General features: G+C 42.7%; 9 protein-coding genes and 2 pseudogenes. 4 read left to right on the forward strand and 7 right to left on the reverse strand.

All coding sequences use genetic code 11. The features are described 5' to 3' along the window. Positions 1-265: pseudogene (locus AB5935_RS20790) on the reverse strand (SAM-dependent methyltransferase); the annotation flags it as partial. 250 nt (positions 266-515) lie between these two features. Between AB5935_RS20790 and AB5935_RS20795 the strand changes: the two are divergent. The 3 genes from AB5935_RS20795 (at position 516) to AB5935_RS20805 (ending at position 4,717) form a co-directional block, all read left to right on the forward strand. Beyond that, positions 516-2,138 carry an AAA family ATPase gene (locus tag AB5935_RS20795; RefSeq protein WP_007838568.1) on the forward strand — a complete coding sequence of 541 codons (1,623 nt, stop codon included), beginning with the start codon at positions 516-518 and terminating at the stop codon, positions 2,136-2,138. Next, positions 2,062-3,423, forward strand: a complete 1,362-nt coding sequence (locus AB5935_RS20800; RefSeq protein ID WP_008673349.1) for a vWA domain-containing protein — start codon at positions 2,062-2,064, stop codon at positions 3,421-3,423. The genes AB5935_RS20795 and AB5935_RS20800 overlap by 77 nt, the downstream gene beginning before the upstream one ends. Positions 3,424-3,565: 142 nt before the next feature. After that, a complete protein-coding gene (locus tag AB5935_RS20805; protein ID WP_007838572.1) occupies positions 3,566-4,717 on the forward strand; it encodes an OprO/OprP family phosphate-selective porin in 1,152 nt (383 codons plus the stop codon). 67 nt (positions 4,718-4,784) lie between these two features. Here the strand turns inward: AB5935_RS20805 and AB5935_RS20810 are convergent, their stop codons facing one another. Genes AB5935_RS20810 through AB5935_RS20820 form a run of 3 tightly spaced genes read right to left on the reverse strand, consistent with a single transcriptional unit; the run spans position 4,785 to position 8,069 of the window. After that, positions 4,785-5,873, reverse strand: coding sequence for a 2-aminoethylphosphonate--pyruvate transaminase (locus AB5935_RS20810; RefSeq protein ID WP_007844090.1), 1,089 nt, complete (start codon positions 5,871-5,873; stop codon positions 4,785-4,787). 6 nt (positions 5,874-5,879) lie between these two features. Then, positions 5,880-6,668, reverse strand: coding sequence for a phosphonoacetaldehyde hydrolase (gene phnX, locus AB5935_RS20815; RefSeq protein WP_038609391.1), 789 nt, complete (start codon positions 6,666-6,668; stop codon positions 5,880-5,882). Positions 6,669-6,710: 42 nt separating this feature from the next. Next, the gene (locus AB5935_RS20820; RefSeq protein WP_007838575.1) at positions 6,711-8,069 is read right to left on the reverse strand and encodes a DUF5690 family protein; all 1,359 of its coding nucleotides are present in this window, start codon (positions 8,067-8,069) and stop codon (positions 6,711-6,713) included. A 246-nt stretch (positions 8,070-8,315) separates the two neighbouring features. On the opposite strand from AB5935_RS20820, the gene AB5935_RS20825 reads away from it, so the two are divergent. Next, on the forward strand, positions 8,316-9,194 hold the full coding sequence (locus AB5935_RS20825; RefSeq protein WP_007852171.1) for a hypothetical protein: 879 nt from the start codon (positions 8,316-8,318) through the stop codon (positions 9,192-9,194). Between the two features lie 358 nt (positions 9,195-9,552). On the opposite strand, the gene AB5935_RS20830 is transcribed toward AB5935_RS20825, so the two are convergent. The 3 genes and pseudogenes from AB5935_RS20830 to AB5935_RS20840 all read right to left on the reverse strand — a co-directional run. Continuing rightward, the gene (locus AB5935_RS20830; protein WP_038609394.1) at positions 9,553-11,610 is read right to left on the reverse strand and encodes a HelD family protein; all 2,058 of its coding nucleotides are present in this window, start codon (positions 11,608-11,610) and stop codon (positions 9,553-9,555) included. Between the two features lie 282 nt (positions 11,611-11,892). Continuing rightward, on the reverse strand, positions 11,893-12,927 hold the full coding sequence (locus AB5935_RS20835; RefSeq protein WP_007838616.1) for a YeiH family protein: 1,035 nt from the start codon (positions 12,925-12,927) through the stop codon (positions 11,893-11,895). Positions 12,928-13,128: 201 nt separating this feature from the next. Then, positions 13,129-14,425 (reverse strand): annotated as a pseudogene (locus AB5935_RS20840) (ATP-binding protein); the annotation flags it as partial.

Raw genomic sequence — 14,425 nt, forward strand, 5'->3', positions numbered from 1 at the left:
CCTCTTTTCCCATCTCTTGCAAGGCCAGTGCATGGCAGCCGCTTCCGGCTCCTACGTCCAGAATATTTCCTTCGGCTATTTGTAAGGCAATCTGTTCCAGTTCCGGCATTTCGTCATAAGGGCGGAATAATTGATTCATGGGTATTTCGTCTTCCTCGAACTGTGAGGAAAATACACGTAACTTATCTGCTTTGCGGTGGTTGAAATAATCGGCGATGGCAGCTCCCATCGGGTCTTTATCGGGTGAAAGCAAGTTTGTTTTCATTTGGAATCATTGTTTGTTGTTGAAGTTGCAAAGGTACGCAATTTAGTGGAGAAAATACTAAATGTTTGTGTAAGATATAAACCTTGTCACTGTAACTTATCCAATCTATCATGAAAAAAACAGTAATTCAGCAAAAGAAAAAATACATTCTAATAAGAAATACATCCTTTTTTCAGATCTTTGCATAAGAAACAAGGAGTGATTGGTGGTTAATACGCCACTAGTTGATCATTATTAGTCGATAATTTTTATGAATACATTGAAACCTCGTATAGCATCTCTGTTACAACAACTGAATGAAAGGGTTTTTGAGAAAGAACATATTGTCGCTCTTGCTCTGCTTTCGGCTGTGGCAGGAGAAAGTATTTTCCTTTTAGGCCCTCCGGGAGTAGCAAAAAGTATGGTAGGACGCCGGCTGAAACTGGCATTCCGCAACGCTTCCGCATTTGAATATCTGATGTCACGATTCAGTACGCCGGACGAAATATTCGGCCCTGTCTCCATTTCCAAACTGAAAGACGAAGATACGTATGAGCGTATTGTCGATGGCTATCTGCCTTCTGCCACCATTGCTTTCCTGGACGAGATATGGAAAGCTGGACCGGCCATTCAGAATGCATTGCTCACCATTATCAATGAAAAAATATACCGTAACGGACAGTTCTCCATTCATGTTCCACTGAAGGGGCTGATTGCCGCTTCCAATGAACTGCCCGCCCAAGGACAAGGACTGGAGGCCTTGTGGGATCGTTTCCTGATTCGCTGTCTGGTGGGAGGCATTGAGGATATGGGAGAATTTGACCGGATGATTTCCTCTACGGATGAAACGGAACCGGTGGTGGACGAGCAACTGCAGATCACCGATGAGGAATACATCCGGTGGGAAAAGGAGATGGCTGCCATTAAAATCCATTACTCTATTTTCGAAGTGATTCATGCCTTGAAGGACCGGATAGAGCAATATAACCTCCAGATACAAAATGAGGGGGGTGTGTCGTCTCCTCTGTATGTGTCGGACCGTCGGTGGAAGAAAATGGTGAAGCTGCTGAAAGCTTCTGCTTTCCTGAATGGATCGGACACTATCCGCCTTTCGGATTGTACATTGCTGTCCTATTGCCTTTGGAGTGAGATGGATCAGATGGAGGCGGCAGAGGAGATGGTGAACGCTGCCATTCAGAAAAGTGCCGAAGGCTATCTGCTGAATATAAAAGGGCTGGAACAGGACATTGAAGAACTGAAAGACCGACAATCGTCCGAACACAGTTTGCGTGAAGTGAACGATCCGGGCATACAGGTCATTGATACTTACTATTACCAGGTAGAGGGCGTCCGGATGAAAGAGCGCCTCCTTATTTTTGCAGCCGACTATCAACATCTGGATCAGACCGGTAAATTATTTTATTTGCATAAGGATAAATATAAGGCCAACTGCTGTATTCTGAAGAAATATGATTCCATACTCCATGCCAAAGTTCCGCGTAATAAGATATATACGCTGAAAAAAGGGCTTCGTTCCATTTATATCAATAATTATGAATATCACTTGATGTGCTATGAGGATTGTCCTCCACCGCCACCCGAACCCGAGCAGGAGGATTTCGGAACCAAATATAAATCGGTGGCCGAAGCGTTGGACAGAGTGGAGAAGGATTGGTCCGGGCTGCTGGATGCGGAAACGGAATATTATGAGAAGCATTTATTTCTCAGCGAAAAGCAGCGGGCTTCCATGCGGAGGATGCTTCGCCACCAGAAGAATACCATAGACCGATATAAGAATGATTTGAACGAAATGGCAGATGCGTACCGAAAAGAGAACCAGGAATATAAGGTTGAGAGATCTGAAGATAATCTATTCTCAGGAACTGAAAGATAGGACATTCAAAGCATACGAGGAGGATGTAAGCAACGGGGTGGTGCGTCAACGCGAACTGGAAGAGAAAGTGTTGATGTACTATCGGCGTACCACACCTTCTTTGCAGGAATATTATTCCCGCTACACTCCGGAGTGGGAGGCTTTCTACTCTTCGGAACATCTGCCGGATATGGCATTTTTGCAATATTTGAAGCAGATGCGCGGTGCTTTCAAAAAGAGGTATGAACTGGCGGAACTGAATATTGACTATTATATCAGCCTGTTGGAGAATGCTTCTTTATGGAAAGGAGAGGGAACCCGGACCAAGGAGTTTTTTTTGGATAAATGGCATCAGTTGCTTACCCGCAAAGAGTATGACTATCAGTACATGCATATAAACAGTTTATGTGAAGGTTTTGATTTGTTGATCCGGAAACAAGGAAAGGAATCGGGTAACAAACTGTTGGGCTCGCGCATGGAGTGGTTGCTTCATAATTATCCTGATTTGTACCGGAGGATACTTCCGTATGAAACAGTGATGAAGCGCAATCCGGCTATCCAACAATTGGCGCGTTTGCTGGGCAAGAAGCATCGGGACCAACAAAAATACGATTCTTTGTCGGGGGTAGATAAAAAGAGGCTGATCAGACACTCTCCGCATAGTGATATCACAGGGGTGACTTTGGGAAATGACCTGAATAGTTTGTTGCCCATCGAGTATTGTTATCTGGCTGATGATGCGCTGCGTGCCGTATTTATGGAACGATATGCCGAAAAGAGATTGCAACTGTTCGATTACCAGTCCAAGGTAACGGAACAGGTAAAGGATGACAAGCATAAGGTTTCGGGACAAGGACCTTATATCATCTGTGTAGATACTTCCGGCTCCATGCAGGGAGACAGAGAGATCTTGTCCAAATCGGCTATTCTGGCTATAGCGCAACTGACGGAGAAAACCCATCGGAAATGTTATGTCATCAATTTCTCGGATGAGGCTGTGTCGTTATTGATTGAAGATTTGGGGCGGGATATGCCCAAGTTGGCGGAGTTTCTGAATAAACGTTTTGACGGTGGAACGGATATAGAGCCGGCTCTTCGGGAAGCTGCGCATATCATCAACGGAAATGACTTCCGTGAATCGGATATCGTATTGATCTCAGATTTCGAGATGCCGCCTTTATCCCGTGATTTAATGGAACAGGTAAAAGTGATTAAGCTGAGGAAGACTTCTTTCTTCGGATTGGTGTTTGGCAACAAGCCTGAAATGGAATATTTGAATCTTTGTGAACGTTATTGGGAAATGTAAGTTACATTCCTGTTACATAAATATGAAATGAATATTGCTGCTTGTGTGGACCTAATAACTTCATAATCAAATTAATGGTTATTCATTTTTAGTATAGGTCATTCCTTTTATTTTTGCTATAAAGTAAAAATAGAAGAAGAAAATGAAAAGAATGACTTATGTTAAAGCATTGATGTGCCTGTTATTCCCCTCTGCTGCTTTAGTTACCCGTGCGCAACACCCGGTTGCCGGGGATTTGAAATGTAAACTGACCGGACGTATGCTTATGGATGGTGGCGTTTATTTAAAGAATGACAACCTGTTTGGTAACGGTACGGAGTTTAATGACTTGCGGTTGGGGGTGAAAGCGACCTATCAGAACTGGAGTATGAAGATGGAGGTAGGTTATGTAGGGAATAAAGTTTCCATAAAGGATGCCTTTGCTGCTTATACTTCGGGCAAGCATATTATTCAGGTGGGACAATTCTATGAACCTTTTACATTGGACATGTTATGTAGTACGTACGACCTTCGTTTTCATCAGTCGCCGGGAATCGTGCTGGCTTTGACCAATAGCAGGAGGATGGGAACCTCCTATACCTACAATGGAAAACATTATTATGCTTCCGGCGGTTTCTTTACAGACAGTGACCTGGGTAATGTGAAAAATGTTTCACAAGGGTATGCCATAGACGGTCGTTTGGTATATCGCCCTGTAAACGAAGAGGGAAAATTGTTACACATAGGTGCAGCGGTGGTGTATCGTACTCCGGATAGCGCGTTGCCGGGAGATGAAGACGAGAATACGTTTATTTATAAATCTCCGGGGGTGAGCACTATTGATAACCGGAATCTTATTTACGCCAAGGTAGATCATGCAAAGTACCAGTTGAAACAAGGGTTGGAATTAATGATCGCTCATCAGAGGTTCTTTTTGCAAGGGGAGTATATACGAACTATGGTGAAGCGTGAACAGAATTTCACAAATTATACAGGACATGGCGGATATGTGCAATGCTCCTGGTTGTTGACAGGCAGGCAATATGGGTATGATGAAGCATTGGCTTGTCCGGGCAGACCTGTGGGGCGGGCATTGGAGCTGTGTGGAAGGTTTAATATGCTTGATATGAATAATGAGGAAGCCGGTGTATGGGGAGGGGCTCAAAAGGATTTTTCATTGGGCATGAATTATTACATGAATAAGCATATAGGGATGAAGCTGGCTTATAGCTGGGTGATGCCGGGAAAGCATATAAAGGAGATTAGTGATAAGAATTTCAGTGTCTTGCAGCTCCGGTTCCAAATGATCTTGTAATGGAAGAAGGGTAAAAACAAATTCGGGCGCAATCATTGCGCCCGAGTCATAAAGCTATATTTATTTTTTATTTTGCGACGGTCTTGATAGCTTCAATCAATCTGCTGAAATCTTCGGGGAACACATCACCGATGTTTCCGATGCGGAAAGTATCTGCTTGAGAAATCTTTCCCGGATAGATAACAAATCCTTTTTCTTTCAATTGATGATAGAATTCCTTGAAATCGAACTCCTTGTCAGGATAAAGGAAGGAAGTGATGATAGGGGATTGGACTTCATCTTTCAGTAAGGTCTTGAATCCCAATGATCGCATACCTTCTACCAGCACATCATGATTACGGCAGTAGCGTGCATGCCGGGCTTCCACACCGCCTTCGGCTGCCAGTTCGTCCATGGCTTGTTTAAAGGCACGCACTACATGTGTAGGAGAGGTGAAGCGCCATTTTCCATGTCCTTTCTCCATCGCATCCCATTGGTCGTAGATGTCCAAAGAAAGACTCTTTGATACTCCTTTACAATATTGTAATTCGGATTTACGTGCAATGATGAAACCAAAGCCGGGAACTCCCTGAATACATTTGTTGGCACTACTGATCATAAAGTCGATACCTAATTCCTCTACATCCAATGGTACGCCGCCAAAGCTGCTCATTGCATCCACTATCAGTTTTTTACCATGCATCTTTACCATGTGGGCTATTTCCTTTAACGGGTTCAGGATACCGGTTGTAGTTTCGCAATGTACCACTGCCACATGAGTGATTTCTGCATTGTGTGCCAGATAATCATCCACATACTCCACAGATACTTGTTCTGTTTCATCAAAGGCTAGCATATCATAGTTCATTCCATGATATTCTGCAATGTTTCCCATGCGGTCTCCGTATGCACCGTTGCTCAGAATCAATAATTTGTGTTTGGGCGTAATCACACTTCCTAAGGTCGCCTCTACACAATAAGTACCGCTTCCCTGCATCAGGATGCTGGTGTAGTCATCTGTTTTTCGTGTAGCCAGTTGTACTAATCCTTTACGTATTTCCTCTACGATGTGAACATTGTAGTCTTCATCCCATGTGCACCAGTCGGTCATCATGGCTGTTTTTACGCTTTCAGAAGTGGTTAAAGGGCCGGGGGTTAAAAGTAAGTATGGTCTCATAATCATTTAATTCATTTTATGGTTAATAATTTCAATAATTTCGGGAAGTTCGGCAATGGTGTTTACTACATAATGCGCACCTGCCATATACATACGTTTTCTGACTGCTGCCATGCGTCTGTTCAATTCTTCTGCAGGCAGTTTTCCGGTTTCCTCTTGGGTGAGTCCCATTTCGTTGCTGCCCAGAATCACACCGACAGTCCATACATCGGCATTCACACCTTCTTTGATATCGGCTATCGTATCACCATATTTTATTACGCTTTGAACGGAAGGTATGGCCAGATCAATCATGTTCTGGTAAATCATGTAGGGTTGCGGACGTCCTGCCGGAAGGTTGTTGGAAGTCACACAGTTGTCTGTGGTATAGCCATGGGCGGCGGCACCGGGCAGCACAATGTCCATCATGGAAGTAGTATATCCGGTGGTGGAACCTATCTTGATACCGTCCCTTTTCAGTTTCTCGATTACTTCGATTACACCGGGAATAGGAGTCGTATATTCTTCCAGGGAGGCGAACAAGTGTTTCTCGAATTCTTTGTATATGGATACCACATCTTCCTCAGTCCAGTTGCGGTTATAGTTTTGTTTGAATTGTTCCGTCACACTTGGTAACTTGAATAATTCACGGATATGGTCTATTTTGGTCATACCCATGGGGCCTCGTGCTTCTTCCATTGTCACTGTCAGTCCTTTCTCGGCAAAAGCTTTCAGGAAAGCGGCTACCGGAGCGAAGCATCCATAGTCTACAGCCGTTCCGGCCCAATCCATAATAATACACTCAATTTTCTTCATCTTCTTGTTTGTTGTTTATTTAGTTATACTTTTATTTTTATGTTATGGGTTACAGATGTTTTCTGCTGTTTCCTTTAAGTTGGTTAACGCCATCGGTGAAACGATGATCTTTTTATTTTTTTCTTCTTTTCTCAGCTGTTTTTCCAATTTATACCGTTGCATCAGATAGATGGCTGAACCGATGAATGCAATGCTGCACACAATGCCTACCCATCCTGAGAACTGATTATAAAACTCCATCCAATTGATATCCGGGCTGCAAAATTCCTTGAACAGCAGTACACAGACAGTTCCTGTATATCCGATAAAGTCGATGGTGGCAATGAAGAATCCCACATTTCCTTTAATCTTGAAGCAGGCAATGAAGCGCTCGAAGAACAGAGTTTGGAAACTAAGATAAACGATGTACAGGCTCAGACTTTGGAGGAACAGCCAGTAAAGGGTAGGCAGTTGCAATGCATCATAATTAAAAGCCAGATAGCTGATAGTGCCCGCTCCACCAATAACCATAGCCAGAAGCACCTGCAATACTCTGTAGTTGCTGTTTATTAACGACATCATGGCAAAGATTCCCAAAATAATCAGCGTCACCATACCGTCCACTTGTGCGAACAACCAAGAAGAAATAGTGCTGACATCAATGATATTGACCAGAAAATCTTCTTTTATATCACGTAAAATAGTGATAAACAGATTGGCGAAGAACAGCATGATCAGCAAGGGCATATAACTTTTGAACAGTTGTCTGCGTTGCTCTCCGTTCAAAGTGACGCGTTCCGAACGGAGAGCGCGGTCTTCATCTGTGGGTTGTGGCAACTTGTTGAGCGACCACCCCATGAGGATAAGGAGCGGGAAGGCTAAACCACCTATCAGGGCGGGCATCCAGAATTCTGTGACACCAAATGTATTGACTACAAACAATCCCATAGATTTAGCCATTCCTGAGCTCACCGCCATACTTACCCCCAGCAAGCTGGCCAATATATCGGTAACTTTGCGTCCTTCTATGAAACTGAAGATGACTCCCCACATGCATCCTAAGGCCAGTCCGTTGAAGAATAGGGCAAACACATTAAAGGGTTGGGGGAGTAATCCGAAGAAGACTAAAGCGAGTTCTGCAAGGGCCACGGAGAATATCATGAATTTCAACCGGTTTTCGCGTTTCAATTCTGAAACAATCTTGATGGCAAAGAACTTTGAAATAAGGTAGCCGAAAATCTGCATGATGGTAGTGGCTACTTTATAATCCATCCCGAAGAAATCCATTCCGTCAAAGGTGGCAGCCGTAAAAGGTTTGCGCAGGGCATACACCAGTGAGTATGACAGTAGTGCCGCCCCTCCTGCCCACAGAATAAACAGGAAACTGGATATCTGTTTGTTTGTTTCGCTTTTTGCTTCCATTATAATAATTGATATTGACTAATTGTTTTGCTTCTTTTCTTTGTAGAAACCTCATTCCTCGTATCCTTGGATTGCTGTTTCCGGAAGCAAAAGTAGGAGCCTTTCGAGAGAGAAAAAATGAATCTTTATGATTAATATTTTTCATATTCCACCTGTTGTATGATGTAACATTAATGTAATGTATATGTCATTGTATGTTCATATAAAAACTTGTATTTTGCAAATTCAATAAAGAAGAAGAGAACAATGAATGATTTGATAGAAATATACCGAAGAATAGAATATCTCCGTAACAATGGTTTGAAAATGAAGGAGATAGCAGATTATGTAGATATGGCTCCCAGTGTCTTGTCTGCTCTTTATTCCAGCGTTCTGCCCACTTATGTAACCTCATTGAAACAAGGACATTCTGAAGAAGATTCATTAGATTTGGCTTTGGCGCAGGTCAATAATGTGTCAAAAAAACGTCTGTTGGGCAATTTGGCAAGTACCAAAGAGTTGCTTTTCAGTTTGGAACCTGCCAATGGTGAGGCAAAGACCAATCCTTTTATGGAGATGATGACTGCCGAGATGCAACGTTCCGTGCAGGAAGTTTATAATTATAGCGGAAGTTATCTGAGCTATAGTCTTTCTTCTTCGTGCCAATGCCTTAAAGTGGAACCCTATCTGATAGAGGCTTCCGAAGATAATACGTATGTGAAGGTGACTCACATGAGTGCCTATAATACAACTCATCGGGGAGTGGGGTTATTCAATAATCATCAGAACGGGTATATTTTCTTTAATGAGCGTGAGTCACCGCAAATGGCTTTGTTCAGTATTTATCTGCAATTGCCGATGTATGATTTTCCGCCGTTCCTTAAAGGTTTGTATCTTAGTCTGGATTACAACAGGAATCCGATAGCGCGTCGTATCTTGTTTGTAAAGCAAGGGGATAGTACAGACATGGAGGAATTCTTGGAACTGAAAGGGGAGCTGGTTCCACTTGATAAGTTGACAGAATTACAAAAGAAGTATTATGACTATACTTGTCAGGAGGGAGATTGTATCCGTACCTGCATGGTTCCGTCTCCCCAATTGAATGAAAATGATTTGGAAAGGGAAAAAAAGATTTTGTCTTTATGATTCGTACATTGGAAGCGGCTTGTAATAACAACATATTGCATCCAGTCCTGCTGCATAAACCTCTTCTCTTCCCTGATTAAGCCTTTTTATACGGATGTATTCTATCTCCATAAGCTTTGGAGTTAACTCCCAAGGCTATGGAGTTAACTCCAAAGACTTGCGGAGATAAAACAAACAGGAAGAAAACCTTTAACCATACGGCAGGAAAGGTTTAGAGATATGGATAAGATCTTTTAAGGATGAATCAGATTACAAAGCTACGCGTTCCTTATGGAGGAATACCCTTTTGCAGACTTGCTCGTCCACTGTAGGGATGGATTTCATTCCATTCCTGCAATGGATGATGTTTTGACAATGCTTATGATAGAAATGTACTTATATTACCCGATGCGGAAATATAAAGTTTATGCATAGCACGAGTACAGGCTACATATAACATGCTGCGGTCTATTTCTGTTCTATAGTCTTTATCAGTTACAAATGGAACAATCACTTCGTCAAATTCCAGTCCCTTTGCCATGTGGGCTGTAGTAATGACCACCCCATTGACAAAAGCTACACTTTCTTCTGTCAGCAAACAGATCTTATCAGACAAATGATTGATGGCTGCATACAACTTGTCCGCTTGTTTTACGGTTTTGCATATTATACCCATGGATACATCAGCTCCTTTCAGGAAAGAGGTGATGAGGTTTTCTATCCATTCTATCTCTTTCTTTTCTGTGGGAAGCAAGGCGACTGCCGGTTCCTCTCCATGACGCTCTATAGCTTCCAGTTCCTCGTTCTTGGCAATGCGTTGGGCAAACTCTGTGATTTCATACGTGGAGCGATAACTTTTACAAAGCTTCATCACTTCCGAGCCGACTAATACACGTTGGATCTGTTCGCAGGTGGTGGAACTGTATGGATTTACTGATTGCTTTGCATCTCCCAATATTGTTTTCCGGCAAGGGAATAATTTAGCCAGAACTTTGTATTGTATCGGAGTATAGTCCTGCATTTCGTCTACCAGCAGATGCTTGATGCCATACATGGTTTTATTATCTTCCAGGGCCAGTTTCAAATAAAGTAATGGGGCTACATCCGCATATTCCAATTTCCGGTTTTTACCCTGTTTGAACATTTCCGGTTTTCCCAGCCAGTCATAAAATCCCTTGTACAAGTCAAGGTCTTTATTGTTGAACATCTTTTTCAGTTCATTACCCAACTGCCGTATCTGTATTTTTCCCATCGGCTCTTGGTGATAGGTGAAAGTCAGTTCGCGGGCAATTTCTTCTGCCATTGGTTGGAAACGGCTGCGCATGGGCAGGCGGTGCCATGCCGCGAAACGTTCTTTCAGGTACTCGGCAGGGATAGGGATACGTCCTGCTTTCAGGTCGGTTGGCCGAAATGCGTTTTGTTCTAAATATAGAATGTATTTATCCATCTGCTGGATAAACTCGGTGGTGGATTTGAATCGGATACGTTCTATAAAATTTTCTTCCTCTTTGTCCAGTATTTCGGCCACCTGGTCAAAGAAGGTTTGTATTTTATACTTGTTATCCAGTATTTTGAGCATTAATTCCTCAAAGCCGCATTCTTCAATTTTTTCTTCTCCCAATTCGGGAAGTACGTTCGAGATGTAATCGGCAAATACTTTATTGGGGGAAATGATCAGGATATCATTGGACGTGATTTCCCCTTTGTGCCGATATAGCAGATAGGCTACACGGTGCAAGGCGATGGATGTTTTTCCTGAACCGGCTACTCCCTGAATAATCAGGGTGTTCGATGTATCATTACGGATAATTTTATTCTGTTCCCGTTGGATGGTGGCGACTATATTCTTCATCCGGTCATCGGAGTTTCCACTCAATTCTTTCTGAAGGATGTCATCTTGAATATTCAGTGAACTTTCCAGCATGAATTCCATTTTTCCGTCACGGATGCGATACTGGCGTTTCAGACGGATGTTACCTTTCACTTCTCCCGAGGGGGCGTCGAAATGTGCTTCTCCTAATTCATAATCATAGAACATGCTGGAGATGGGGGCACGCCAGTCGTGTATCAGATTTTCATTGGTGGGAGGATTGAAAAATGAGTGGATACCTATATATAATGGCAGGACTTCAGGTTGCCCTTTTTCTTGAAAGTCGATGCGCCCGAAATAGGGAATGGCCATCATTTTGCGATAACGTTTCTTTTTCTCGGCCAAGGACTCACTGGCTGCTACTTGTTGGGTGACTATCTGCCGGACCGCACTTTTCTCGGCGCGGTCCAGTTCGGACAGATTTTCCCACAAGTAGAGTTTGTGCTCCATTACGTCTTTGGATTTATCTTCAATGGCCTTATCCATCTGTTCGATATTGGCAGCTAGTAAAGCAATAATATCCATGAGATAGGCTTTCTCTTCCTTTTCAGTCTGGTTAAATATCATAGCGCGTATTTGTTTGTCGTTTTATTGCTGGGCGAAATTACACAAATATGCTTAATGTTATTCTCTTTGTATGGAGAAATGTGGATGTAAATTTGTTCTTTGTCCGGTTGTTTGGATAACTCCAATATGAATATTGCAGGAATGAAAGCTGGTCTTTTCTTTGTGGAAAAAAGGTGGAAGAATTTCACAAGTTCCCCACCCCAACCGTAGCAGGTACATGTAAAATATACCTGAAATGAAATGATTTATTATTTTCTGCTTATAGGTTATTACAGATTGTTTTTACATAAATATAGGCGCCATATATTTCACCAGAAAGTATCCGCCGGCTATCAGCCATATATAGAGAATCGAGGCAAGGACAAAGGGCTTTGCTCCGGCCTTCCGGAATTTGTCGATACTGGTTTCCGCACCCAAGGCAGTCATGGCCATTGTCAGCAGGAAAGTATCTACATTGTTGATAAAGGCAGTCAGGCTTTGCGGCAGCAAATCGAAAGAATTGAAACCGATGACAGCCAGGAAACCGATAGCAAACCAAGGAATGGAGACTTTTTTCATACTTCCATTTTGTTCTCCGGCTTTAATTGCCGGTTGGGATACCATGAAGCTGGTAATGAGCAGAACGGGAACCAGCATCATTACACGAATCATTTTTACGATAATGGCGACATCGGAAATTTCTTTGCCCATTGCGTTGCCGGCACCTACTGTGTGCGCTACCTCATGCAAGGTCGCTCCGGTGAATATACCCATTTCATTGGCAGAAAGTACGAATGTGCCATTATGATATAATATAGGATAAATGAACATGGATATAGTTCCAAAAATAACAACAGTGGAAACAGCCACGGCTGTTTTATAGGGTTTGGTTTGAATGGTCGATTCAGCGCCTAGTATAGCTGCCGCACCGCAAATACCACTGCCGATGGAAGTGAGCAGTGCGATGCCCCGGTCCATTTTCAACATTCGTCCTATCAGGATACCCCCTAGAATAGTTGTTGTTACTATAATTGTGTCAATAAAAATAGCGGGCAAGCCCACTGCAAGCACATCTTGAAAAGTTAATCTGAAACCGTAAAGAATGATTCCGATACGCAAGATTCGTTTAGAACAAAACTGGATACCGGGGACCCATGTCTCAGGCAAATTATTCCGGAGGCTGTTAGCATATAACATACCTAAAATAATACCGACAATCATGGGACTGAATGATAACTCTTTTACAAAGTTCATTTCGCCTATATAAAAGGCCGCACATGAGAACAGGGTGATCAAGAGTACCCCATGGAGCATACTGCTTCTTTTTTCGCTTATCATAATTTATTTTTTTATGGTGTTTAAAAGTGTCGTACAAAATAACAACTTTAGATTGGGATACACCGAATTAAAATTCTTATAGCCTATAACCTTTAATTATCAAAGAAGAAGAATGTTCACGGAAAAAGAATAATGCACAATCTCTCAAAAAAAAGATTGTGCGTTATAATATAGATATATACAGATCGTTGTTACTGGCTTTTATAGCTGTTTATCTGAGATTAATCGTGCAATGCGGGTCTTGTTCTGTGTTCCTTTGGTAAGCAGGTAAACGTGCTTATACGCATCACGGTTCAGTTCGGTAGGCGAACCGTTGATAAGGATAATGTTCCGGTCATTGGCAAATTTCAGGATGCCGCTGATGTTGTTGGGATGCAGTTTGCCTATTTCATCCATCATACAGTGCAATTTGAAATCTTTGAATTTGCGTGACGCCCCTTCCTTGAACACATTCAGCAACATGATGTTTATCATCGCTTTTACCAGAATGTCGGTTCCTTCCGACCCCACATTGGCTATCTTCTCGATAAATCCGGTATCATTGCCGTTCTCCACAATGCGGAAACGCAATTCGAAGGAATCATACAGGCGGATGCTGTCGTAGCGGTAGGCATGTATTTCCTTGATAAAGGTACGTAGCAAAGTGATCGCTTCTTCTTTTACCAATTGCTCCTTGGCAGAGGAAAACAGGTTGGTTTCCGGTGAGAGGTCATAGCCGTAATCATGGTAATATTTCTGTATCTCACGTAGAATATTCACTACGCGGTTGCTGCTCTCTTCCACTTTCATTTCAATGCGCTGGATAACTCCTACAAAGTTGCAGGTAGCGAAACCTTTATTGATTTCACGGATCACATCTTGAATATCATCTTCCGATGAAGTCAGCATGGAGGTATCCATACTGATACGTTTGAAGGTATCCCAATGTTCATTGTTAATGCGACGGATATACTCGTCTATGCGGTTCTCTTCCACAAAGTCGTGCAGCTCGTCGGCAAAGCGTACATATTCCCAGTCCTCGTTGAATTTTACGCGGAACTTGAAGGTGTTGTCCTCATCAAAATGTCCGGTGAAAAGGTTCACTTCCTTGCGGAGTTTGCTTTGTACCTGTGTGAATTGGTTGGCTTGGCGGGTCAGTTCGTCAATCAGCTCCATACAAGTCTTGGTGGTTTGTATGGTCTGTGCGGTTTCAGAACGGAATATATCCTGATGCGGCTTGTACCAGTCGTATGCCGAAATCTTACTGTAGGCTTCCAAGTTCTTTTGCAATTCCCTTACATTTTCTTCCGCTTCTTCCAGTTCTTTGTTCAGAAGGTCTATTTTTTCTTGCAGAACAGATGTTTCCACTCTCAGCGTTTCCCGTTCCTGCTGGAGCAGATGTTTCTGTTCGTCGTGTTCCCGTTGCCATCCGGGGATACGGTCTATCAAGTCCCGTTTATCTTTCTGATATTCGATGACCAGTGTTGCGTTTTCCTTAATGAAAGAAAGTTCTTTATCC

The organism is Phocaeicola sp. RTP21198st1_B8_RTP21198_201120, from assembly GCF_040929485.1.
Classification (GTDB): domain Bacteria; phylum Bacteroidota; class Bacteroidia; order Bacteroidales; family Bacteroidaceae; genus Phocaeicola; species Phocaeicola dorei.

Excerpts from the sequence above, each read along its gene's own strand:
- AB5935_RS20795 (WP_007838568.1), top strand. The coding sequence starts at position 516 with ATGAATACATTGAAACCTCGTATAGCATCTCTGTTACAACAACTGAAT.
- AB5935_RS20820 (WP_007838575.1), bottom strand. The coding sequence starts at position 8,069 with ATGGAAGCAAAAAGCGAAACAAACAAACAGATATCCAGTTTCCTGTTT.
- AB5935_RS20805 (WP_007838572.1), top strand. The coding sequence starts at position 3,566 with ATGAAAAGAATGACTTATGTTAAAGCATTGATGTGCCTGTTATTCCCC.
- AB5935_RS20810 (WP_007844090.1), bottom strand. The coding sequence starts at position 5,873 with ATGAGACCATACTTACTTTTAACCCCCGGCCCTTTAACCACTTCTGAA.
- AB5935_RS20800 (WP_008673349.1), top strand. The coding sequence starts at position 2,062 with ATGCGTACCGAAAAGAGAACCAGGAATATAAGGTTGAGAGATCTGAAG.
- phnX (WP_038609391.1), bottom strand. The coding sequence starts at position 6,668 with ATGAAGAAAATTGAGTGTATTATTATGGATTGGGCCGGAACGGCTGTA.
- AB5935_RS20830 (WP_038609394.1), bottom strand. The coding sequence starts at position 11,610 with ATGATATTTAACCAGACTGAAAAGGAAGAGAAAGCCTATCTCATGGAT.
- AB5935_RS20835 (WP_007838616.1), bottom strand. The coding sequence starts at position 12,927 with ATGATAAGCGAAAAAAGAAGCAGTATGCTCCATGGGGTACTCTTGATC.
- AB5935_RS20825 (WP_007852171.1), top strand. The coding sequence starts at position 8,316 with ATGAATGATTTGATAGAAATATACCGAAGAATAGAATATCTCCGTAAC.